Source organism: Spirosoma flavus (genome assembly GCF_054778555.1).
In genome coordinates this window covers 409492-432734 of sequence record NZ_BAAGZL010000003.1, presented here as the reverse complement: position 1 = coordinate 432734, position 23243 = coordinate 409492, and the positions used below count along the sequence as shown (strand labels likewise).

Annotated in this window: 18 protein-coding genes; 9 read left to right on the top strand and 9 right to left on the bottom strand. The window is 48.4% G+C overall.

Annotated features, from left to right (window positions below):
- Window positions 1-22: 22 nt before the first annotated feature.
- Both ACYVF1_RS18320 and ACYVF1_RS18315 read left to right on the top strand, forming a co-directional pair.
- Window positions 23-2242 carry a hypothetical protein gene (locus tag ACYVF1_RS18320; RefSeq protein WP_461082298.1) on the top strand — a complete coding sequence of 740 codons (2220 nt, stop codon included), beginning with the start codon at window positions 23-25 and terminating at the stop codon, window positions 2240-2242.
- Window positions 2243-2327: 85 nt separating this feature from the next.
- Complete coding sequence (locus tag ACYVF1_RS18315) at window positions 2328-2852, top strand: DinB family protein (RefSeq protein WP_461081441.1); 525 nt, start codon at window positions 2328-2330, stop codon at window positions 2850-2852.
- Window positions 2853-2962: 110 nt separating this feature from the next.
- Here the strand turns inward: ACYVF1_RS18315 and ACYVF1_RS18310 are convergent, their stop codons facing one another.
- The 4 genes from ACYVF1_RS18310 to ACYVF1_RS18295 form a co-directional block, all read right to left on the bottom strand.
- Window positions 2963-3850 carry a sugar phosphate isomerase/epimerase family protein gene (locus ACYVF1_RS18310; protein WP_461081439.1) on the bottom strand — a complete coding sequence of 296 codons (888 nt, stop codon included), beginning with the start codon at window positions 3848-3850 and terminating at the stop codon, window positions 2963-2965.
- A gap of 86 nt (window positions 3851-3936) precedes the next feature.
- On the bottom strand, window positions 3937-4713 hold the full coding sequence (locus ACYVF1_RS18305) for an SDR family NAD(P)-dependent oxidoreductase (protein ID WP_461081437.1): 777 nt from the start codon (window positions 4711-4713) through the stop codon (window positions 3937-3939).
- A 3-nt stretch (window positions 4714-4716) separates the two neighbouring features.
- Window positions 4717-5742 (bottom strand): zinc-binding dehydrogenase, encoded by a 1026-nt coding sequence (locus ACYVF1_RS18300; protein ID WP_461081435.1) that lies wholly within the window; start codon window positions 5740-5742, stop codon window positions 4717-4719.
- Between the two features lie 40 nt (window positions 5743-5782).
- A complete protein-coding gene (locus ACYVF1_RS18295; protein WP_461081433.1) occupies window positions 5783-6487 on the bottom strand; it encodes an orotidine 5'-phosphate decarboxylase / HUMPS family protein in 705 nt (234 codons plus the stop codon).
- Between the two features lie 233 nt (window positions 6488-6720).
- Here ACYVF1_RS18295 and ACYVF1_RS18290 point away from each other — a divergent pair, with 233 nt between their 5' ends.
- From ACYVF1_RS18290 to ACYVF1_RS18265, 6 genes are all read left to right on the top strand, one after another.
- A complete protein-coding gene (locus ACYVF1_RS18290) occupies window positions 6721-7545 on the top strand; it encodes an HpcH/HpaI aldolase family protein (RefSeq protein ID WP_461081431.1) in 825 nt (274 codons plus the stop codon).
- A 23-nt stretch (window positions 7546-7568) separates the two neighbouring features.
- Window positions 7569-9659, top strand: a complete 2091-nt coding sequence (locus tag ACYVF1_RS18285) for a hypothetical protein (protein ID WP_461081429.1) — start codon at window positions 7569-7571, stop codon at window positions 9657-9659.
- Window positions 9660-9766: 107 nt separating this feature from the next.
- Window positions 9767-10552 carry a glycerophosphodiester phosphodiesterase family protein gene (locus tag ACYVF1_RS18280; protein ID WP_461081427.1) on the top strand — a complete coding sequence of 262 codons (786 nt, stop codon included), beginning with the start codon at window positions 9767-9769 and terminating at the stop codon, window positions 10550-10552.
- 16 nt (window positions 10553-10568) lie between these two features.
- Complete coding sequence (locus tag ACYVF1_RS18275; protein WP_461081425.1) at window positions 10569-11945, top strand: purple acid phosphatase family protein; 1377 nt, start codon at window positions 10569-10571, stop codon at window positions 11943-11945.
- A 94-nt stretch (window positions 11946-12039) separates the two neighbouring features.
- Window positions 12040-13194: an acyltransferase family protein gene (locus tag ACYVF1_RS18270; protein WP_461081423.1), complete on the top strand. Its 1155-nt coding sequence runs from the start codon at window positions 12040-12042 to the stop codon at window positions 13192-13194.
- Window positions 13195-13315: 121 nt separating this feature from the next.
- The gene (locus ACYVF1_RS18265) at window positions 13316-14278 is read left to right on the top strand and encodes an Rpn family recombination-promoting nuclease/putative transposase (RefSeq protein ID WP_461081421.1); all 963 of its coding nucleotides are present in this window, start codon (window positions 13316-13318) and stop codon (window positions 14276-14278) included.
- Between the two features lie 8 nt (window positions 14279-14286).
- Here ACYVF1_RS18265 and ACYVF1_RS18260 read toward each other — a convergent pair whose 3' ends face one another.
- From ACYVF1_RS18260 to ACYVF1_RS18240, 5 genes are all read right to left on the bottom strand, one after another.
- Window positions 14287-15450, bottom strand: coding sequence for a XylR family transcriptional regulator (locus ACYVF1_RS18260; RefSeq protein ID WP_461081419.1), 1164 nt, complete (start codon window positions 15448-15450; stop codon window positions 14287-14289).
- Window positions 15451-15577: 127 nt separating this feature from the next.
- Window positions 15578-16843, bottom strand: coding sequence for an MFS transporter (locus tag ACYVF1_RS18255; protein ID WP_461081417.1), 1266 nt, complete (start codon window positions 16841-16843; stop codon window positions 15578-15580).
- 24 nt (window positions 16844-16867) lie between these two features.
- Window positions 16868-18505 (bottom strand): alkaline phosphatase PafA, encoded by a 1638-nt coding sequence (gene pafA / locus ACYVF1_RS18250; RefSeq protein ID WP_461081415.1) that lies wholly within the window; start codon window positions 18503-18505, stop codon window positions 16868-16870.
- 76 nt (window positions 18506-18581) lie between these two features.
- Entirely contained in the window at window positions 18582-19418 is an 837-nt protein-coding gene (locus ACYVF1_RS18245) for an ROK family protein (RefSeq protein ID WP_461081413.1), read from the bottom strand.
- A 53-nt stretch (window positions 19419-19471) separates the two neighbouring features.
- Window positions 19472-22054, bottom strand: coding sequence for a family 20 glycosylhydrolase (locus tag ACYVF1_RS18240; protein WP_461081411.1), 2583 nt, complete (start codon window positions 22052-22054; stop codon window positions 19472-19474).
- A gap of 86 nt (window positions 22055-22140) precedes the next feature.
- Between ACYVF1_RS18240 and ACYVF1_RS18235 the strand changes: the two genes are divergently transcribed.
- Complete coding sequence (locus ACYVF1_RS18235; protein WP_461081409.1) at window positions 22141-23238, top strand: acyltransferase family protein; 1098 nt, start codon at window positions 22141-22143, stop codon at window positions 23236-23238.
- Window positions 23239-23243 lie beyond the last annotated feature (5 nt).

The window sequence follows — 23243 nt, the reverse complement described above, 5'->3', positions numbered from 1 at the left end:
AACCTCTTCTATGCGATTACCCATGTTTTACCGAACCGTTTGTCTCTACGTTTTATCTCTTCTCTCAACGGTTCCTGGTTGGGCGCAGTCCGTTTATCAGGACAAACCGTTTGCGCAGGACTACAGCATCAAATACTACGTTAACAAACCTGATGCAAGCCTTACTGGGTTAGCCTGTGATCGAAATGGCGTTATCCAGATGCTGTCAAGCGATGGTTTGCTACGGCCGTCGGGAGGGCAGTTTCAGGTTCCCGGTACGTTGATGGCCGATAAAACGTATCGCCCCATTTCGGATATGAAACTGACGGCTATTGACGTCTACGACCAGCAACTTATCTACCTCACTACCAAGGCGGTATTGAGCAATGCCTGGGCCGGGAAAATATTCATTCCGCACCAGCTTCCTCAAGCGAAATTGTTCACCGGCGGAGCCGATTTTGCCTTTCTGGTTTCGGATGGAAAAGCGCTGCATCTGGTAAAAGGGGCCGACGTAATGTGGAAGGGCAATCTTCCTGACGATGAAGTTATTAAGATTCGCTACCAATCCGCGAAAGATTTGTTCTGGATTTTAGGAAAGAAATCGCTGTACACGCTTTCGGGCAAGGAACCTAAACTGACGAAGGTTTTTGAGGGAAGTAATTTCACTACGTTCGATCTGTCATCTAAAAGCCAGAAAATCATTATTGGTACGTCAGACGGTTATCTGGAAATTGATCCGCTGACAAAAAAACAGATTGGCGCTGTTCATCGGAAATTACCCGTGACAGATATTACTGCTGTGGCCGAGGTGAACGGAAAACTGTGGTTTGGTTCGAAGGAAGGCGCTTTTTCGCTACGTCCCGATGGGAAATTCGATTACTTCAATGGCGAACGCTGGTTGCCGGGTAACCACGTAACAGAGATCATGGCCGGCCCCGAACGTAGCGTTTTGCTGCTGACTACCGCCGGTTTAACCAAACTCGAAACCAAGCTGCTCACTTTACACGATAAGGCGAAATTATACGATACCCAGGTACGTAAGCGCCACATTCGCAATGGGTTCAATGCTACGTTGGTGCATATGGAGAAAGGGGACGTAGCAACGGGTTACCTGGAAGATTCGGACAACGATGGGCTGTGGACGTCGATGTATCTGGCGGGTGAGATTTTCCGGTATGCGGTTACGAAAGATAAAGAAGCGCTGCAAAACTGCCGCGAGTCGTTGGATGCGATGGAGCGGTTATATTCCGTAACGCCCGTTCCCGGTTTTCCGGCGCGGTCGTTCGAGCGGGCGGGCTATATCGCCAAACTGCATGATACCGAACGCTGGCAACATTCACCCCAACCCAACTGGGACTGGAAATCAACCACGAGCAGCGACGAGGTAATCGGTCACATTTTTGCCTTCGGTGCGATGGCTGAGCTGGTCGATGATAAGAACCTGAAAAGCCGCGCCATTACGTTGATTGATACGTTGATGAGCCACATCATCAGCCACGATTTGTATCTGATTGATTTCGATGGAAAGCCGACCATGTGGGGCAAGTGGAATCCTGAATACGTGAACTCTTTCCCGATTAACGTAGGCGACCGCAAGCTGAATTCATCCAATATCACGGCGATGCTGCAAACGGCGTATCATTTCACGAAAAAGGAAAAGTATAAAAAGAAGGCGTTTGAGTTACTGCAAAAGCACGGTTATTACGAAAACCTGATGCGACCCATGAAAGTGATTGGCAAAGCTCCAGAGGACGCTGATGAGCACAGCAAACACATGTCGGACGGCTGGAATCACTCTGACGACGAGATGTACTTTGTGGGCTATTGGGGCTTATATCGGTATGCATTTAATGATACGCTTAAGGCTAATTTCAAAAAAGCCATTCTCGACCATTGGGAAATTGAACGTCCTGAAAAAGACGGTGCCTGGAATATCTTCACCGCTCTGACCGGCACCAAAAACTTCGATCTGAATGAGGCTGTCTGGTATCTACAGGAATACCCGCTCGATCTGATTGATTGGGAAATCAAGAATAGCCACCGCAAAGATATTGAGCTGCTCCCCGAAAACTTTCGTCGGCAAACTACCAAAGAAGTCCTGCCACCGGCCGAAACGCCTATTCAACGACATAATGGCAATACGTTTAATCTGGATCGCGCGCGTGGCAACGGAACGTCGGAACATAGTGCGGGTGACATCTGGCTGTTGCCCTACTGGATGGGCCGCTATCTGGGCGTAATCAGTGCGCCAATGAGTAAGTAAAAACCCAGTATTTTCCGCAGACGCTACGTATAACTTCCCGAAAGTTCTCAACTTTCGGGAAGTTATGTTTATGACTAGTAAAGCAATGGATAATCGTAAGTTTCCCATCGGACAGTTTGTTGCACAGGATATATATTCGGCAGACGAACTGGCTAATCTCATTACCATCATTGAAAACAGCCCCGCTACGTATCGTCATTTAGTTGAAAATCTCTCGGTAGATGATTTGGCGAAAACGTATCGGGAAGGTAGCTGGACCGTTCAGCAACTTGTTCACCACGTCGCAGATATTCAGATTCTGCATTTTCTACGAATGAAAAAAGCACTGACCGAGCCTGACTACGAAAACGTTACGTTAATTAATATGAACGGCTGGGCCGCTACGTCCGATTCAATCGAAGCACCCATCGAAGATTCATTAGTGATGTTTGAAGGCGCCACCAAGCGCTACGTCTGGTTGGCTAAGTCGCTAAATGAATCGCAACTAGCCGTTACGTATTACCATCCGGTTCGTGAGCGGCACTATTCGCAGGCGCAGGCACTGGCGATGTCGGCCTGGCACGTGCAGCATCATCTGGCCCATATTAAACTTGCGCTGGACATCTTGTAAAAGCTTCCCACTTTTTTGTCCTGCCGACGAAGGAAGTATTTCAACATTTCCATACTGCGGGTAATGATATATAAAGATGCTTCCTGTGTTAGCAGGACAAAAACGCTACGTTACGACGGCCAGTATTCGGCCATTTTTTGGCGGAGAAACGCGACGCTACGTTCCAGTTGAGCCATGCCATCGACGCCGTCTTCAATGCTGATCCAACCATCGAATCCGACACGTTTGAGTTCGGCGAAAATGGCGTCATAGTCATTTAGTCCTTTGCCGATTTCGCCATGACTGAGCCGTTTGGCATACCCAGCCGCACCACCTTCTTCCCGGCGCAAATCGTCGATGGTACCTTCGAGCAGATAGCGGTCGCTGGCGTGCATCGTGACTACCCGGTGTGACACGCGATAAAGCAAATCGAGTGGGTCTTCACCGGCCAGATACGTATTGCTGGGGTCGTAGTTTACGCCAAAGTTGGGATGGTCGATACGGTCGACCAACTGGCAGAATACGTCCATTTTCTGGGCAAATTCGGGGTACGTCCAGAAGTCGTCTTTGTAATGATTTTCGAGGATGAGCGTAATGTTACGTTCCTGCGCATACGGCAAACAGGCCTCGATGCATTCGGCGGCCAACGTAACGCCTTCATCAATCGAAAGCTCCGGCCGGCGCTGCCCTGACAGCACGCGACAATAGGACCCGCCAAGAACGTAAGTCATGTCGATCCAGCGTTTCTGTTTCGCAATTTCGTTGGCACGAAAATTTGGGTCGGGGTGCGTAAAATCGGGTGAGCAGCACATCATCGGAATCACCTTGCCACGGGCTTCGACTTCCTGCCGAAACAGGGGCCAGTTGGCTTCGTCGGCCATTTCCAGAAATCCAGCGTACCATTCCAGTCCGTCGATATCGAGTTGGCTGGCGAGGTCGATCCATTCCGAAACGCGCATGGTTCCGTCCTTACATAACTGCTGCATAAATGCCTTCGGAAAGGCGGCTAGTTGAGGCATGTTTTAAAGAGCGAAAGAGTGAATGAGCGAAAGAGCGATTGACGTACCGAAGCGTTTTAACCGCTCTTTCGCTCTTTCACTCTTTGTTAGAGTTTTGGTAAAAATCTGCCGATTACTGGAAACTGTTCTAAGTCAACGATTTGTCCGCTGATTGGGCCGCTTTCATCGGCGAGCCAGTAGATGGCTGCGGCTGCAATTTCGTCGGGCAAAAGCATGCGTCCAGCGGGCGATAACGAAGTCGATAGCGTAGTGTACCAATTGTCGGCAAAACCTTGCTCGCGCTTGCGTTCGAGTTCTCGTTCGGTCAGTACCCAGCCGGGGTTGATCTGATTCACGCGGACGCCTAGTTCCCGGTGCAACGTATCGCCCAGGTTGCGGGTCATCGTAACTAAAGCGCCTTTCGATACGCTGTACGCCATCAGACCGTGTTCGCCAGACCAAGCATTGACCGAACCAATGTTGAGCGCGCAGCCCCGTTGTGCCTGTAAGTAGGGTAAAGCTGCTTTTAGCAGTGCAAACGGCGCTAACGTATTCACATCAAGCACCTTACGAAATAGCGCCAAATCCGTTGTCTGAATCGTTGATGAAGCCACCAGTGCCGCGTTGTTGACAATCGCGTCCAGTTTACCGAACGTAGCAATCGCCAGATCGACCAGATGCTGAGGAGCGTGTTCGTTCGTGATTTCTTCGATGTGTAACACCGCCCGGCCCGCGCCTAAATCGGCAACGAGTTTTTCGCCTAAATCACGTTCAAGGCCGTGAATCACTACGTTGGCACCTTCGGCAACACAGCGTTTGGCAATGGCTTTACCGATGCCCGTACAACTTCCGGTCACGATTACCGCTTTATCCTTCAGGCGCATCGTTTAAACAGGTTTAAGCACGCTTTTCACTACGTCGCCCCGGTGCATTTTGTCAAAAGCCTCGTGCCAGTCCGTAATCGACCAAACTCCGCCGATGATGGGTTTTACGTCGAGCTGACCGCTGGCGAGCAACGAAATAACTCGTTCCCAGATAGGCCAGTTATGGCTGAAACTACCCTGTAACGTAACGTTTTTCTGAACCAGCGGATCGAGCGAGAAATTGAGCGGCTGAGGCCCCCAGCCCACTTTAGTAATATGCCCGTTGGGACGTACCAATTGCATGGCAATTTTTAGCGTAACGCTGGTTCCGGCGGCATCAATCACGCAATCAGCGCCCAATCCGTCGACTTTTTTGGCCCATTCGGTAGCGTCGCCAACTATGGCCGTACAGCCATATTTTTCAGCAATTGTCAGTCTCTGACGGTCGGCTTCCAGGCCAACAACTGCTACGTCGGCACCACATAGTTTGGCCACAGCCGCACATAAAATGCCAATGGTTCCCGGACCCAGCACGATGACCCGGTCGCCGGGTTTCAGCCGCGAATTTTCAACAACTGCGTTAAACGCTACGCAACAAGGTTCGGTGAGGCAGGCTTGTTCAAACGCCAGTTGGTCGGGTACGTGGTGCAGGCAGCGGGCCGGTACGCGGACGTAGCGCGTCATGGCTCCATTCACGCCATAACCAAAGCCTTTGCGGGTAGGGTCGAGGTTGTAGAGACCCCGGCGTGTCATTGGGTTTTGTGGGTCGATGACGGCCGCCGTTTCGCTCACTACGCGGTCGCCTTCGCGCCAGCCCGATACGCGGCTGCCCAGCTCAATGATGTGCCCGCCAAACTCATGCCCCAACACAACTGGGTAGTTTACGGGCCAGCTATGATCGGCTGTCCATTGGTGGAGATCGCTGCCGCAAACCCCCACATTGGCTACCTCCAGTAATACGTCGTCGTCACCGATTTTGGGTCGCTCAATTTCCCGAATTTCAACAGAGCCTTTTTCGGGAGCGTAGTTAACAACCGCAGCAGATTTCATAAAGAGTTTGATAAGAAAGGGATTAGGAGATGGTCAGAATTTAGTGGCCAACCGCTACGTCGCCATACGCATGAATTTTTTCGCAGATCAGACGTAGCGATGCTTCCAGATTGCCGTCGGCAGTTTTAAACGCGTCGGCGTCGATGGTTAGCGGAGCACCAAGCACAACCAGCGGAGCACCATATTCGGGACAACGAATGGCCTGTTCCAGGCTAAGTCCGCCTACGGCCTGAACCGGTACGCGAACTGCCTGTACTACGTCGCGAAGTTGATCGAGCGGGCTAGGCATCCGATGACCCTGCGCAGCAATACCTCTACGTTCGTCGTAGCCAATGTGATGAATAACGTAGTCGCAACCCAGATCTTCAAGCCACTTTGCACCGGCTATCATGTCGGGACAAATCATGTTATCGCCCATTACTTTCACCCCAAAATCCTGTCCCGCTTTCACGACGCATTTGATGGTTTCGGCGTGGGCTCGGGCCATCACCACGACGTGCGTAGCACCGGCTTTTGCCATCATTTCGGCCTCCAGATAGCCGCCATCCATCGTCTTTAAATCGGCTACGATAGGCACGCCCGGAAATGCTTCGCGAAGCTTTCGAACGCCATGAAGTCCCTCGGCCAGAATGAGTGGTGTTCCGGCTTCAAGCCAGTCGACACCGGCCCGCATGGCTAGTTCGGCAGTTTTCAGAGCCTCATCAATGTTGGTTAAGTCAAGCGAAATTTGAACAATTGGTTTCATCGAAAATGATACGTAGCGGTAGTGATTGGAAAGGCTAAATCATCGGTTCACAATGATTTAGTGGAATAGAGAATCTGTATTTAAGCCTATTCGCTTCTGGAATAATACTACTTGCTACATAGCGTTTCGGGCTACTCAGTTTGCATTAAATTTCAGTGAGGCAGTAGCCTGAATGAAAGGTGCGAACGTAGTATGACTGGGGTCAATCTACTTCCTAAACCCTTGCCTTTCTGATGAGCCATTCATCTAATTTAAGCCTGCTTCAAAAGCTCAAAAACGGCCAGAACGTTTACGGGACATGCATGACATCGACCGGGCCAATGTGGCCGAAAGCAGTGAAGCAGATTGGCCTCGACTTCGTTTTTCTGGATACAGAGCACGTTCCGCTAAATCGCACCGAACTGGCTCGTCTTTGCCAGCAATTTCGGGCGTTGGGAATTACGCCCATCGTCCGCATTCCGAGCCCTGATCCGTATCTGGCTTGCCAGGCAATTGACGGAGGAGCGATTGGCATCGTAGCGCCATATCTCGAATCCGTCGAGCAGATTCAGACGTTGGTTGGAGCGACGAAATACCGTCCGCTAAAAGGTGAAAAATTAGCCAAATATCTGAGCGGTAAAGAAACGCTGTCGCCGGAAATGGACGCTTATATTAAAGCGTACAACGCCGATCACATCAGCATTGCCAACATTGAAAGCGTACCTGCGCTGAATCAACTGGATGAACTGTTATCCGTTCCGGGTCTCGATGCTGTGTTCATTGGTCCACACGATTTATCGGTGAGTTTGGGATTGCCCGAACAGTATGACCACCCTGATTTTGAGGATGCAGTACGTAGCATTATCCATCAGACGCGCCAGAGAGGGTTGGCGATTGGCATTCATTTTTCGCTCGAACCCGAACGGCAGATCAAATGGATACGGGAAGGTGCGAATATCGTGGTGCATAGTTTCGACATTGCTCTGTTTAGCCAGCGCCTGCGTCACGATCTGACGGTTATCAAAGACGCCATTGGCGATACGTATGATTCGGCATCTGATACATCGCTGATTATCTAAGGCTTATGGTCGCTGTAAAAACCTTGCAGACTTCAATCTGGCGCAAACCGGCCCTGTTGTTGAGCGGTTTAGCGCTGTCGATTGGCTGGGGTATCCGGGGTAATTTCGGCCACGAATACGGAGCGGCTTTTGCCGGATGTCTGTCCGCCATTGTCGTAGCGCTCGTATCGGGGCGTAGCGACTGGCGGCAACGGGTATTGTACTTCGCATTTTTTGGTGCAATTGGCTGGGGTTTCGGCGGTTCCATGTCCTATATGCAGGTAATTGCGTATACACAGAGCGGTCATGGATTGTCGCAATGGTATGGCTACGTAGGGTTGTTTTACCTGGGTTTTTTATGGGCGGCATTGGGGGGTGCTGGTACGTCGTTGGCGGCTGTAGCTGAGCGAGAACGTTTGGTGCAGTTGTTTAAACCGATTCTGGTTCTGTTTGTGGCCTGGTTCATTCAGGATTTAGTTGAGGATTCTATTGCCGAGTGGATTCAATCCGGAATTCCATTTGATAGTACGTGGTCGCGACACAAAAATCCACTCTATTGGCTCGACGCCGATTACATGGCCGCTTTGTGGGCGCTGCTCGCGATGGCACTCTATGATTTATATACACGGGCTGAAAAAAACGGCTGGTTATTGCCTGTTTTCGCAGTAGCGGGGGCATTGACTGGCTGGGGTATTCAGGTTATTTTACACGTAGCAGGACTTGATACAAAACTTGCTTCCTCACTAACGTACCCATTAGGTGATCCCACCTACATAAATCCCGAAACCGGTACGTTGGCTTTCGATGCACACAATTTTTTGAATAACTGGCCCCAGTGGTTTGGCGATTATCCACAGCATATTGGCTGGGTAACTGGCTTAATAATAAGCGTTACGTTCTATTTTGTTCGGTTTGGAAAATTTCGGGATGGAGCCTCGCTGATTGTCTACATGGCTGCTGGCTGGTTGCTTTTTTTTCTGGCAATTCCTGTATTGGGCAGCAACTTATTTGCCAATTATGGTGGCCTCCGAATGACACCGCCACGTAGCGACGACTGGGCTGGAATCACAGGCGTTTTCATCGGGGCTATTCTCTGGTTTCGACGTAACAAATTGCTGCCGGTTGCGGTGGCTTCAGTTATCTGCGGCACCATTGGCGGACTTGGTTTTTCGGGAGTTCAGTGGATAAAACAACTGATGATGGCACCCGGCAATCCGCGTCGATTACTTGGAAATGGCCTTTCACCCGATAGCATCGAATTCAAAACCGTTACGTCTAGCTGGGCCGATTGGCAGCATCAAAACTGGCACAGCTTTCTGGAGCAGACTTATGGATTCGTGAATGGCATCGCACTTATTGTCGCATTGGGGTATCTGGCTATACGTATTCCGTTTCATGACGAACCGCGCGAGACAACACCGGCAAGCGGAAAATGGACATTGGGCGTAGCAACTGTTTTTGTGTGGCTGGCACTTCCGTATGTTAATCTGATCAAGAATGTAGAGGACTGGAGCAAGGCCTTAAATCCTGACGTGTGGACACGCCCTGAAGCACCTGGATCCGCAGAAACCACGACTGCTTTATGGGATATTCCTTATCTGGGTAACTTACCTGGTGTCGATTTGCAATTAACGCCAACAGGCTGGTTCAACGTAACCTGGTTACTCGTATTAGTGCTGTTAATTGTGCTGATACGTCGGCATCTCCGGGAGCCATTAGCCATCATTCCAGCATCCTGGCTAGGGCGCGGGCAATTGATTTATCTGGTATTACTCTGGCTCATGGTGATCGGTAATTTTGAACGCGCGCTCGTCGCATGGCACCCCAATCGATTGCTGACGGAATGGGTGATTACAGTCAATGCCATCCTATCGACACTGCTCATATTAATTGTTCCGCACGAACGTGAAACAGTTTCGATTAAGGAGCCCGTATCATTCGCTCCACTTTATCAAAAAGCCTGGGTACAGGCGGTGGGCGCCATAGCGATTTCAGGCGTATTGTTCGTAGTAACGAATCGACTTATTTACCATTACCCCGCAAATGAGAAAGCAAATGCGATGATACACACCCGTTTTGGCCCCGAAGCTGATTGGCGCGCCAAACCCAACCTAAAAAACGCACAGCATAAGTAATGTATAATGAACAATGAGATTTTTTTAAAACTAAGATGTTAATTATAAGAGGTTTATCATTATTTATTTTACATTGTTCATTGTCGATTCGTGGATACGGTCAGTCTGTGTCAGATTCAATTGATTACTATCGAAACCAGTTTGTTAGGAACACCAAAATGGGCGTTTCGGCACATCGGGGAAATTCGAACGTAGCGCCCGAAAATACGCTGGCAACGTATCGGGCTGCGTTGCCGATGAAAGTCGATTATATTGAGATTGATGTTCGGACCACCAAAGATGGCAAGCTAATTATTTTGCACGACGCTACGTTGAACCGCACGACGAACGGTTCGGGGCCAGTAAGTGAGCAGACACTCGAGGAACTCAAAAAATTATCGGCAGCAAAAGGGACCAGTGCTACGTTCAAAACAGAACAAATCCCTAATTTAGACGAAGTTTGTCAACTAATCGCAGACTGGAACGCCCATCACTCCTCAAAAACAAACCTTTACGTCGATTGCAAAGCCGTTGCACCCGAACCTATGGTTGCAATTCTGACAAAATACGGATTATTGAATGACGCTGTTTTTTATGGCTCCGATACGTATTTACGGCAGTTAAAAGATGTAGCGCCAACGGCTAAACTGATGCCTTCGCTACGTAACGCCGAAGAAATGATGGCTAAAATTAATCAGCTACATCCGTACGCATTTGACGTAAACGGTGCAACACTGAATGCTACGTTAACTGCTCAAATTCACCAGCAAGGCATCCGTGTTTTTGTGGATTTATTAGATGAAGGTGATACGTCGAATCACTACGTCAAAGCAGCCCATTTTGGCGTCGATGTTATTCAGACCGACCATGTTTTGAACGTCTATCGAACCTTTTCTACGAATACAACCAAATAAGTTTAACTTTCTCTTTATGAAATTCTTTTACGTTACGTTACTCGCGCTGTTGATGGTTATGCAGTTGCGGGCACAGACGCACAAAGACTACGTACCAACCGTTTATCCAGACCGTCTGATTTTGGGCTGGCAGGAAAATCCGGCTACGTCACAATCCGTGAATTGGCGGACGGATTCGACCGTAACGAATGCCGTGGGGGCTATTTCTGAAGCCGACCCTTCTCCTGATTTTGTCAGCAAAGCCACTATAGTTCCGGCCACAACGGAGCGTATCATGCTCGACGGAAAAACAAAACTTTATCATTCCGTTCATTTCAAAAATTTAAAGCCCGCTACGAAGTACACGTATCGGGTTGGCGACGGTACGTACTGGAGTGAATGGTTTCAGTTTAAGACAGCGCAGAGCGGGGCAGCACCATTTTCGTTTCTGTATTTTGGTGATGCGCAGAACGACATTCGTTCGCTTTGGTCGCGGGCGATACGTGGCGCTTATTCGACTTTGCCGACTGTAAATTTCATGATTCACGCGGGCGACTTAATCACTACGTCGAATGCCGATTGGCAATGGGGTGAATGGTTCGAAGCGGGTGGCTGGATCAATGGCATGGTACCCACGCTGGCGACGCCGGGTAACCACGAATATTTTAAGGATGAACAGGGAAAATCACGCGTATCGCGTCATTGGCGGCCTTCGTTTATTCTGCCCGAAAACGGCCCGAAAGGTCTGGAGGAAACAACGTATCAGTTTGACTATCAAGGAACCCGATTTATTTCCTTAAATTCACAAGGTGCCCTGCTCGATTCGGCAGTAATGAATGCACAAGCTAACTGGCTTACGCAGGTACTGAGCAACAACCCGAATCGCTGGACGGTAGTCACGCACCACCACCCCATTTACTCGACGAAACAGGGTCGCGATAACGACGAATGGCGAGCTAAAATGGAGCCGATTTACAAAAAATACAACGTGGATTTAGTGCTCCAAGGGCATGATCACACCTACGGTCGTGGATTGAACATGCCGTTGGGAAAAAGCCGCAAACATCCTGATGGGCCGATTTACGTAGTATCGGTGAGTGGCCCGAAAATGTACGATATTGGGTTGCAGAATTGGATGGATCGGGCGGCATCCAATACGCAGCTTTACCAAATCATTTCAATTGACGGTGATAAACTATCGTACCAGTCATACACCGTAACGGGTGAAAAATATGATTCGTTTGAACTGACTAAGAACGGTAAAGGCCAGAATACACTCGTTGATCAAGCGCCGTTATTGGCTCCCGAACGATTGGAATTACCCGCTGAGTATCAGAAACGGTATAAGCCCGAGGAGATGGAGCAATACCGAAATCGTTTCCAGGAATACAAAGCCCGCAAAGGCATCAAATAAGAAATAATATATGAAGTATGATGCAGGATGTATGTTAATTATCTAAAAGCCAAAAAATTATACATCATATATCACGCATCATACATAAACCCCTATGCAAACAACTACTACCGCTACGTCGTCAGCTGAGCCAACCATTGCTCAACCTGCCCCCGTCAAACGATTGCTCTCGCTCGATACGTTACGTGGTTTCGACATGTTCTGGATCATGGGCGGGGAAGATATTTTTCACGTGTTGGCGAAAACAACGGGTTGGGCCTGGACATTGGTTATAGCCGACCAGTTCACCCATCCCGACTGGAATGGTTTTCGTGCCTACGACCTGATTTTTCCATTATTTCTCTTTATGGCGGGTGTATCAACGCCTTTTTCGATTGGGAGTAGACTGGATAAAAACGCAAACAAATCAGAGATCGCCCGGAAGATTATTACTCGTGGACTTATTCTGGTTCTGCTTGGTATAATTTACAACAATGGCCTATTCGTTAAAGCCTTTCAGGACACGCGTTTCCCAAGCGTACTCGGACGTATCGGGTTGGCGGGTATGTTTGGGCAGCTGATTTACCTGTACAGCCGACCACGTACTCAATACATCTGGTTCGTGGGCTTGCTGCTGGGATATTGGGCGATTATGATGCTGGTTCCCGTGCCGGGTTGTGGAGCGGGTCTACTAACGATGGAGTGCAATCCGGCCAGCTATATCGATACATTGTTAGTGCCCGGTCGTCTGTATAAAAAGATTCATGATCCTGAAGGTTTGTTCTCTACGATTCCCGCCATTTGCAACGCGTTGCTGGGCATTTTTGCCGGTACGTTCCTGCGCGCACCCGGGCGAAATGGAAATCAGAAAGCGGTTCGATTGCTGGGCATTGGTGCGGGCTTTGTTCTCTTAGGCTGTCTTTGGGACTTCGTATTTCCCATCAATAAGAACCTGTGGACCAGTTCGTTTGTGCTGGTGACGGGAGGACTGAGCCTGATGCTACTGTCCATTTTTTACTGGATTATCGACATAAAAGATGTAAAAGGCTGGACTTTCTTTTTCACCGTTATCGGTATGAATTCCATCCTGATTTACTTGGCCGGCGAATTCATCGATTTTGGTTACGCAGCCCGTTTTTTCTTTGAAGGACTGCTGAAACTGTCTTCATCAGAGGCCGTACTTGAAGTAGGATTGGCCCTGGCACTCATTGCTGTTAAATGGGCGTTCCTGTATTTTATGTATAAGAAAAAGACGTTCCTGCGGGTCTAGACTATCAGTATTAATAGACTGCGGATTGTTATGCTACTTATGATTACTGCTGATCATAAATAGCCTAACGATCCGCAGTCTTTACTTTTTAGGCGTTACGTAGTTGGCTTTTTCTCGTCATATGAGCAAAGCTAAACCTGAAATGAAGCGTGATGATACGTTATGGAAAGCCATTCTGGAAGATGTATTTGACGATTTTCTCCGATTCTTCTTCCCCGATGCCGATGAACTATTTTACTTTAACAATGGGTTCGAATACCTTGATAAAGAGCTTGAACAGTTATTTCCTCCCGAACAGGATACGTACCAACCCCGCTACGTTGATAAACTGGTAAAGGTCTTTACCCAAAAGGATGGTAAACCTACTGAGCAATGGATTTTGATACACATTGAAGTGCAGGGATATAAAGATCCTCAGTTTGCAGAGCGGATGTTTCAGTATTACTATCGGATTTTCGATAAATACCGCCAGCCAATCATTGCGTTTGCTCTTTTTACGGACAATTACAAAGGGTACCATCCGAGTCAATATGAGCGGTCTTATCTGGGAACCGAATTGAGTTACCGCTACAATATTTACAAAATTCGCGATCAGAACGAGGACGATTTATTGGCGAGTGACAACCCTTTTGCGTTAATTGTACTAGTAGTCCAAGCTGCTTTAAAATCAGGTAAATTATCCGAGGAGGAGCTATTAAACCTGAAACTTAGCATTGCAAAGCGCTTGTTAAACAGCCAAATATCCAAGAATAAAATCAGGAGTATATTGAACTTCCTGCGGTACTACGTACGCTTGGAAAAATCAACAGTGAACAGTAAGTTTGAGAAAGAGATTGATACCTTAACACAAAGCAACAAGACAATGGGCATCGAGGAATTTTTGCTCGAGAGAGCCAAAAAAGAAGGTATTAAAGAAGGCCTTGAAAAGGGTTTGGAACAAGGAGCCGAACAGGAAAAACGATCCTTGGTAACACGTCTACTGACTATGACAGCCTTTTCCAGCGAACAGATTGCTGACATTGTGAATGTATCTGTTGCCTTTGTTGACCAGGTCAGAAAAGACCTTCCACCTTCGATTATCTAGCCAATTATTTATTTCCCTGCCAAATACCGATGACGGTATTCGAGTGGTGTACAACCCTTTATTTGCTTAAACTGGCGAGCAATGTTTTTCGTATCGTTAAGCCCTAGATCCATCGCAATCTCAAAAACAGCCTGATCAGTTTCCAGTAGTTTCTTTGAGAATTTTTCAATCCGCAGGTTCTGAATATACTTGTAAATCGGATAGCCCACAACCTGCTGAAACCGCATCTCCAGCGACCGTCGGGATAAAGGAACCTGCTTTACTACCTCATCGACCTGTAAGTTTTTATCGATGTTCTGGTGGATATATTTCAGTGACGACGCAATGTACTCATCCTGCGTTGCGTAGATGTCGGTCGATTGGCGGGTGATGATTTGCGTAGGCTCAACTATAATGTCGTAGAATTCAGTTATTTCCTTGCGAATCAACCGGTCCAGCAAATGAGCGGCATCGTAACCACCTTTTTCTGCGTCCTGCATAATGCTGGATAGGGGAGGGTCCGACAGTTCGCAGAGCGTTTCGTCATTATCGACGCCTAAAACGGCTACTTCTTCAGGGATGCGAATGCGCGAATGCCGACAGGTTTCGGTTATGTGCTGGCCCATACGGTCGTCGCAGGTCAGGATGGCAATAGGTTTTGGTAACGATGACAGCCATTTGCTTAGCGAACTGGGTTTGTAATACCACAAATCGCTGGAGCTGTATTCTTCATGTTCGAAATAATGCACCTGGCAACCAGCGCGTGACACTCGCTCGTCAAATCCTTCAGCCCGCTCCCGCGACCAGACAATGTGCTTGAATCCATAGAACGCAAAATGTCGAAAGCCTTTTCTGAGGAAATAATCGGCCGCCATCGCTCCCGTAGCTCGATGAGCACCCGTTATGTTCGGAATTTCGGTAAATCGCTCTTTAAAATCCTGCGCAATGACCGGAATGCCAGCCTCAACGATCTTTTCGACGCTGCTATCATTATATAATTGCCCAATAATTCCATCGGCTTCCCAATCGCGTGCCCAGTTCAAAATCCCATCGACACCCAGTGTTTCCCGATGAAAAAGAGGCATTTGGCAAAATACCCAGGGGCCATGTTCGCGGGCGTATTTCGAAATCCCTTTCAACAGGCTCCGGCTGTAATCCTCCGCAAAGTCGATGAGCAAAATGATTTTGTGCATAGATAAAGAGCGAATCGGGACGCCGAACCGGAGCGAAAGAGTGAAAGAGTGAAAGAGTGAATGAGTGAATGAGTGAATGAGTGAAAGTACCTGCCGGACGATTTGCCGCCGGATGGCTTTCGCTCTTTCACTCTTTCGCTCCGGTTCGGCGTCCCGATTCGCTCTTTAAACTAATCGTTGCGTTCGTTACTAATGGTTTTGCCCAGAGACCGATGCTGAAAATGTAGCCGAGCGTAATCAGCATGACCAGCATTGCCCAACGTAGACCAACCCATTCGGCAAGCCCACCGATGATAAGCGGAACAATGGCACCACCGACAATTCCGGTACACAAGATACCTGAAAAAGTACCATGATGATGTGGTACGGAATTAAGCGCCAGCGAAAATACAATCGACCACATAACTGACGCAAAAAAACCAGTTCCCGGTAAGGCAAACAGTGCCCATTCTCTAGGTCCAAATAAGCCAAGTAACAATAAAAAAACGGCACCTATAGTAAAGATCATCAGTACTTTACGGCTGTCGGCAAGTTTGAGCAGAACAAGTCCCAATACGCAACCAACGGTCATTAAACCCCAGAAATAGGCAACAGCCGTAGCCCCTTCTGTAGCCGGATCGACGCCGTGATACAGTTGTAGAAATTTCGAAATCCAGTTGGCAATACCCTGTTCGGTGCCGACGTACGCAAAAATTCCGGCAAAAAAAAGTAGTACGGTTTTGTTACGTAGTAGTTCGGAAAATACGCCACCAGCTTCGATACGTTCATCGTCCTTTAAGTCAACTTTAGGAAAGTTAATTATGGCTACCACCACAATCATGAGCAACGTAGTAAGCGCGAAAACCCAGTAGAGTGACACCCATTCAACATTTACGGGCACTACGTTGTTGAGCCACTGAATCCAGAACGATGTATTTTTGGTATGAATATTTTGAACGAAATAGCTGTAAAGCAGTGGACTAAAGAAAGAAGCCGCGCCTGAAAACAACTGCGCCAGTACCGAATTGAACGCAAAATGTTCTTCGCCCCCAGCGACACGTAGCAGTGGGTTAATCGCCACTTGCAACATCGCCATCCCGACGCCAATCGAAAACAAAGACGCCAGCGCCACCGAAAATTTCGGAATCAAAGCGAACACCAGCGACCCCAAAAATGCCAGAATAAATGCGCCAATCAGCACTGGTTTTTCGCGGTATTTTTCAACTAGCATCCCAGACGGGATGGAAACGCCATAAGCCACAAAAAACGCAAACGGAAGAAACCCTGCCAGTCCGATACTCAGATCAAAACTTTCGACTAAATCGGGAATAATTGGTCCCAGAATGTTAGTCAGAAAGGAAATGACAAAGAAAATTAGAAGGATCAGGATAACAATCAGCGTGTTTTGTCGCATAGGGTTTGGGCAAAGGGTATTAGGCTATCGCAGTGCTTCATGAACGGCGTTTCCAACGGTTCCGCTCGGCGGCAGGATGTGCAACAAATTCGCGATGGTGGGAGCAATGTCCGCGATTGTGGTGTAACGTAGCGTTTCGCCTTTGTTGACACCCCAGCCATACAGCACAAACGGTACGTGCGTATCGTAGTGGTAGGGCGAACCGTGGTTGGTGCCCGTGCCGCTGTTGTCAATCCAGCCGGGTTCGGGAATGAGTTGGATATCACCGCTACGTTTGGCATGGGTCATATTCTTATACAACTCAAGCAAATGCGAATTCAGATTAGACGTACTCATGTTCTTTAAATTCAGTACGTCCGCAATCCCCGGCATGGGAAGTAGTGCGTCTCGAACAACGGTGTAAACCGCATCGACGGTCAATTTCTTTTGCGTCAGTACGGACCGATTCAAATACAACTGCCCATTTTCGAATCCTTCTATAAGATTCTCATTTCCAAACGCATCTGTCAGTGCTTTTTTGATGGCATCATTTGTCTTTCTACCATTCAGCAAGCCCGCAGGCAGATTATGCTGTTTCCAAAAGCCCGGTACGTCCATCACGCCATGATCGGCAGTTAGAAACACGGTGTAATTATTTTTGCCTACCCAGCCATCCAGAAATGAAAACAGGTCAGCAAAATCCAGATCGAGACGTAGGTAAATATCTTCTTCCTCAACTGAATTTGGACCAAACGCGTGGCCAATGCGGTCGGGAGTAGAGAAGCTAACTGCCAGAAAATCTGTTACGTCGCCTTTGCCCATGTTTTCACCTTTGATGGCCGCAATCGCCATGTCTTTGGTCATGGTATTTCCACCCGGCGACGACAGAACGGCGCCAAATGCATCACCCGCCTGGCTTACTAATTCATAGGGAAACACGGGTTTAGTCGATCCTGATAACTTGGCTTCGTACGGCTGGTCATCGGGCGTACTTTCAACGTATTGACTGATCGGCAAAAGCGTTTTCCAGCCTTGTTTAGCGTATTCAGCGGGCAGCTTACGCGCGTTCAATTCAGAGACCCATTGGGGTAAATCGGCTCGGTAATACGTACTGGTGACCCAGTTCCCGGTTTTTGAATCGTACCAGTACGCGCCCGATGCCGCATGACCCGCTGGCAAAATAGAACCCCGATCTTTTACCGCAACTCCGATGGTTTTAGACCGAAATTGGGTAGCAATACGTAGCTGATCGGTAACGGTGCTGACCAGCAAATTTCGGGGCGACATTTTACCCACGCTGGTGTTCGTGCTGCCAACCGTTTTAACCGTACTGTCTTCGACGCAATAGACGCCTTTGTGGGCAAATGGATCATACCATTCGTTGCCAATCATGCCATTAATAGCTGGTAATGAGCCGGTATACACTGCTGCGTGGCCAGCCGCCGTTACGGTGTGTGCGTAGTGATAATGATTGTTGCGGCAGTTGAAACCTTCGTTCAACATCCGCTTGAAACCGCCTTTGCTGTATTTATTGTAAAAGCGGTAGAGGTAGTCGTATCGCATCTGATCGACCACAATACCAACCACTAATTTAGGTTGCTGTAACGTCGATTTGGGGCCTTCCTGCGCTCTAAGCAGTAACGGAAGCACGACGTAAAGAATTGAAAAGAAAAGTTTCTTCATAACTAATGAGGTTTCCAACCTAAGTTATTTTCATATCGTTTTGAGCCAACGTATTGACCGATGGACAACGATTCAATCAGACCAATTGCCGAACGAGAGCCGCTGCACCTAATAGCGCAATGTTCTCATTTTCAGACTGAAAAATCTTTAATCGACGTAACGTTACCGGGTACGCAAAATCGGACATGCTCTCAAGCATTGCCGATTGGAAAAGTGGATACGCTTTGGCAATAGAACCGCCCAGTATAATCACCTCCGGGTCGTAGGTATACAGCACAACTTTAACGGCATTGCCAAAATGTTTGCCGAACTCCTTCCACAAATTCAGCGCTCGTTCGTCGCCCTGAAGAGCAGCCTGGTTGGCTTCTCTGGCCGTTGTGTCATGTATGATTTCAAAGAAATCACCAGCGGCATACGACTCGATGTTTTTGTCAAGATAGGGCAGCAAGCCGATCTCGCCAGCCCCGCAGTTACTTCCCGTATATAATTGATTGTCAACGATTATTCCGGAGCCGAGCCCGGTGCCAATCGCCATTCCAACCGCTGACCGATACCCTTGCGCCATGCCAAACTGGTGCTCACCAAGGATGAAGCAATTGACATCGTTATTGACGAAAACAGGTATATCAAACTCTTTTTCCAGAATATCACGTAATGCCACTTCTTCCCACGACGGGATATTCGCTACGTTATAAACAACGCCCTGCTCAATATCGACCACCGACGGAACACCGATGCCTATGCTGTTGATAGACGGCTCGATAAACGGACGTATCAGATCGATTAATTGAGCTAACGTCGCCGGAAGCGAATCTTTCTGTTCCAACACTTTGCTCCGCTGGTGAAGAATAACCCCATTTCTGACCAGCCCCACCCGAACATTTGTTCCACCTAAATCAACCCCAATAGTCATGTTGGAAAATTATTTTGTGCGTAATGAATTGATAGTCTGTAAGATTTAGGCTCTTACAGATTTAACACCGCCGAGCGGCTTGACCGGCCAGCAGCATCAAAACTTCTCAGTTTTATAGTACCAGAAACCTTAACGGGTTTCGTGTATACCGTCGATTGTGCTGTCGGTTCTGAACCGTCGGTGGTATAACGAATAGCGAGACCCGGTAATTCGACATTGGCCTTCAACAAACCGTTTTCGACGATAGCGCCGGGCAAAGGTAGTCGGTAATTGTATCCGCTATTGATACGTGCCAGCCGGGGCAGATCTTTTTGCGCTAACGTATTGGCAAATACGTTCCAGCCCGTATTTATGGCTTTTTCGCGGGCTTCGCGGTTCTCGATGGTCTCCCACGAACGCTCTGGCGCCCAGGCACTTTCCGCAAAACCGAGCAGTTTAGGTAAAATATCGTACTCGGCCATTTCGCGGCCTTTTACGGTTTCACTCCAAAGCTGCGACTCAATTCCCCGAATATTTTTGCGCGCTCCAGGCTTCATTCGTTCCAATCCGGTAAACGTGAGTGGTTTACCCATCGACGTTCGATACGTCGTTTTGAACATATCGTAAGGTGCAAAAGCCCAGTTGTTCCGCGTATCGACATAGCCAGCCCAGTAAAGTCCCGGTTCCTGCGGATCGTTGTTATAAGCCATGTCGAAGTAAAAATTCGATACGTTGCAGAGTACCACCGGATACCCCGCATTCACCAGCCGATTGCCCAAATCGAGGTCGAACAGGTTATTCCAGACGTAGGGCACCACGTTCTTACCGACAAATTCTGGATTCGGTACGTATTTCCCGTCGGCGGTTTTGTTCAGAATGGCTTCTTCCCAGGCGTGTACTTCCAGATTGCGTTTGGCAAGCCGTTCGCGCAGTTTTCGGAAGAAATACGTCTGTAGATTTTTCGGGTCTTTTATGGTTGGATTTTCTTTCAGAATCTTAGCCGCTTCCGGCGATTTGGTCCAGGAACCTTCCGGAACTTCGTCGCCACCCGCGTGCATGACGTCCATTGGTAAGCCCGCTTCTTTGTACATTTTAGTGATTTCCTCGACCACTTTTTCGTAGAAATGATACGTTGATTCGCGACCGACGCTCACTACGTTATCGGTATAACCTTGCGCTGACAAATAAACTGATTTATCATTAGGGTCGATGAGCCGATACTCATTAGCTTCCTGCTCCTTGCCTTCTTTTATAAGCCGCTGATAACGAGCTTCCATTGCCTTAATAGCCGCCCGCGCGTGGCCCGGTAAATTCAGTTCGGGTATCACTTTGATGTGCCGTTCCTTCGCATATTTCAGGATTTCGATGAAATCAGCTTTGGTATAAAAACCGCTACCATGCTTGCCTTCGGCGTACGCTTTCGGCCCCGAACCATAGGCCGGATGCAGTACAGGCGTTTCTTTGCCGGACGTATGTTCGCGCTGTGCACCAACTTGCGTCAACTCAGGCAAACCATCGATTTCGAGCCGCCAGCCTTCATCTTCGGTGGTGTAAAACAGGAAATGATTGATTTTGTAATAGGCCAGCAAGTCCAGTAGCCGCAGAATGGTTTCTTTCGTCTGGAAATTCCGGCTGACGTCCAGATGCAATCCCCGAAAACCAAACCGGGGCGCATCTTCAATTTGTGTGAAAGCCAACGTAACACCAGCCGACGGATTCAGATACGTAGCGGTCGGCATCAGCGCCAGCAAACTCTGAATGCCGTAGAAAACCCCAGCGGCATCGCTACCCGTAATCGAAACACCATTTCCATCAATGGTCAAATTATACGCTTCTTTCGCAAGGCCATTGACTTGTACAGGACCGGTTTTTAGAAAAATTCCTTTCGCTGTTGACGTACCAGAAGCAACTGAGAAATCCTTACCTGTCAATGCTTTCAGCTTTTGACTCAGCAACTTTGCTTCATTTTCAAGCCCCTTGTCAGCGTAAATCGACAGCGATGCATCGAACGCCAGCGTTCCCGGCAACGTAGTGAGTTTGACAGGCGACGGTATAATTTTCTGTAACTGGCTGGCGGGCAGCAACGTAGCGTTCAGGTTGTTTCGATACGTATTTTCGGGACTTGCCAGCGTGTACATATCGCCGGGACCACGTAGCATCTGCTCTTTCCGCGTGAAAGGCTTGATCGTATAATCAGCGATCTCGGTGATACCCTCTTCCTTGCCTTTTGCGTCGTACATCACAACGTAGAGACCCAGCGGTGCATCGGTCACTTTGGTAACGGCTTCGGTGCCTTCGTAATGAATCTCGGTTGATGAACCCGGTTTCAGGCTGAATCCTTTGTTTGGAACAAGCTTATACCAATCGCCATTAATGTGTTGAACAGTAGCCGGTTGAGGATTTTTGGCTGGAAGAATCGGCCGGGGTGACATGTTGAAAAATAGCGCCCAGTTAGCGTCGGTCAATTCTTGATCGCTATTATTGGTCAATATAAACCGCGCTTCAAACCCATCTTTAACCGAGGTGAAATTGCTCACCAATTCCCACGAAACAGCCAGTTGTTTTCCTGATTCGTTTCCTTCCTGCGCCGTACGCTGACAGCTGTTTACGCCAAGAAAAAAAAGCAAGGACAGTATAACGTAGAAACCAGCACGCATAAATAGTCAGGTTAAGTAGCCTTAATAGTACGGAAATCAGTACTAAAGATACTACTGCCGGAACCGCGCTTTTTTTACTTTTTTTAATGATATCACAACCCGCCCGACTCATTTCGCTCGATGCGCTACGTGGCTTTACCATCGCGGCCATGATTGTGGCGAATTTTCCGGGAAGCGAAGACCATGTGTACTTTACGTTACGTCATACAAAATGGAATGGTCTGTCATTCACCGATTTAATTGCGCCGACGTTTCTATTTATTGTTGGCGTTTCCATTGCACTGGCGTATACGAAAAAGCTCACGGATGGCAGCCCCAAGGGTGGATTGTACCAGAAAATTGCCATTCGCTCATTGAAGATTTTTGCTGTGGGGATGTTCCTGAATCTGATGCCCGATTTCGATTTTTCGAACGTACGCTGGACGGGAACGCTGCACCGAATCGCCATTGTGTTTCTGGTTTGCGGCATCCTGTTTCTGACTACAACCTGGAAACAGCAACTCTGGATTGGCGTCATTACGTTGGTGGCTTACTGGCTGGCGATGACGCTGATTCCTACTCCCGATGTTGGCTACGTAATACTGGAGCCTGGTCAGAATCTAGCCGCCTGGCTCGACCGAAAATTCTTACCCGGACGTATGTGGCAGAGCACCTGGGACCCTGAAGGCATTCTCAGTACGTTCCCATCATTTGTAACGACGATTACGGGAATGCTGGCTGGCCGTTTTATGCTGACGAAAAGTACGCCCACCGAAAAAGTGTCGTACCTGATGACTGCCGGCTTGTTTACGGCGGCTGCAGGTTATTTCTGGGGTCTCACTTTTCCCGTCAATGAAAATCTCTGGACTAGTTCGTTTGTGCTTATTACGTCGGGTTTTGCCGCTATGTTACTCGGGGCGGTCTATTTTCTGGTCGATGTGCTGGGTTATACGAACGGCACAAAACCCGGCGTCATTCTCGGTGCTAACGCCATAACCGTATACGTACTGGCCGACATTTTCGCGCTATTTTTTTATCGGTTCAAATTCGGAAGCCAATCGCTCAACGAGCACGTAGTAAACGGCTTAATCTCGATTGGCGTACAACCCGAATTGGCGAGTTTGTTGTATGCCCTATTTTTCATCGGCGTCAATTTTATACCGGCCTATGTGCTGTATCAGCGAAAGATTTTTATCAAACTGTAACTGTA

Excerpts from the sequence above, each read along its gene's own strand:
- ACYVF1_RS18320 (WP_461082298.1), top strand. The coding sequence starts at position 23 with ATGTTTTACCGAACCGTTTGTCTCTACGTTTTATCTCTTCTCTCAACG.
- ACYVF1_RS18245 (WP_461081413.1), bottom strand. The coding sequence starts at position 19,418 with ATGACTATTGGGGTTGATTTAGGTGGAACAAATGTTCGGGTGGGGCTG.
- ACYVF1_RS18255 (WP_461081417.1), bottom strand. The coding sequence starts at position 16,843 with ATGCGACAAAACACGCTGATTGTTATCCTGATCCTTCTAATTTTCTTT.
- ACYVF1_RS18295 (WP_461081433.1), bottom strand. The coding sequence starts at position 6,487 with ATGAAACCAATTGTTCAAATTTCGCTTGACTTAACCAACATTGATGAG.
- ACYVF1_RS18315 (WP_461081441.1), top strand. The coding sequence starts at position 2,328 with ATGGATAATCGTAAGTTTCCCATCGGACAGTTTGTTGCACAGGATATA.
- ACYVF1_RS18310 (WP_461081439.1), bottom strand. The coding sequence starts at position 3,850 with ATGCCTCAACTAGCCGCCTTTCCGAAGGCATTTATGCAGCAGTTATGT.
- ACYVF1_RS18240 (WP_461081411.1), bottom strand. The coding sequence starts at position 22,054 with ATGCGTGCTGGTTTCTACGTTATACTGTCCTTGCTTTTTTTTCTTGGC.
- ACYVF1_RS18270 (WP_461081423.1), top strand. The coding sequence starts at position 12,040 with ATGCAAACAACTACTACCGCTACGTCGTCAGCTGAGCCAACCATTGCT.
- pafA (WP_461081415.1), bottom strand. The coding sequence starts at position 18,505 with ATGAAGAAACTTTTCTTTTCAATTCTTTACGTCGTGCTTCCGTTACTG.
- ACYVF1_RS18265 (WP_461081421.1), top strand. The coding sequence starts at position 13,316 with ATGAGCAAAGCTAAACCTGAAATGAAGCGTGATGATACGTTATGGAAA.
- ACYVF1_RS18275 (WP_461081425.1), top strand. The coding sequence starts at position 10,569 with ATGAAATTCTTTTACGTTACGTTACTCGCGCTGTTGATGGTTATGCAG.
- ACYVF1_RS18260 (WP_461081419.1), bottom strand. The coding sequence starts at position 15,450 with ATGCACAAAATCATTTTGCTCATCGACTTTGCGGAGGATTACAGCCGG.
- ACYVF1_RS18305 (WP_461081437.1), bottom strand. The coding sequence starts at position 4,713 with ATGCGCCTGAAGGATAAAGCGGTAATCGTGACCGGAAGTTGTACGGGC.
- ACYVF1_RS18290 (WP_461081431.1), top strand. The coding sequence starts at position 6,721 with ATGAGCCATTCATCTAATTTAAGCCTGCTTCAAAAGCTCAAAAACGGC.
- ACYVF1_RS18235 (WP_461081409.1), top strand. The coding sequence starts at position 22,141 with ATGATATCACAACCCGCCCGACTCATTTCGCTCGATGCGCTACGTGGC.
- ACYVF1_RS18300 (WP_461081435.1), bottom strand. The coding sequence starts at position 5,742 with ATGAAATCTGCTGCGGTTGTTAACTACGCTCCCGAAAAAGGCTCTGTT.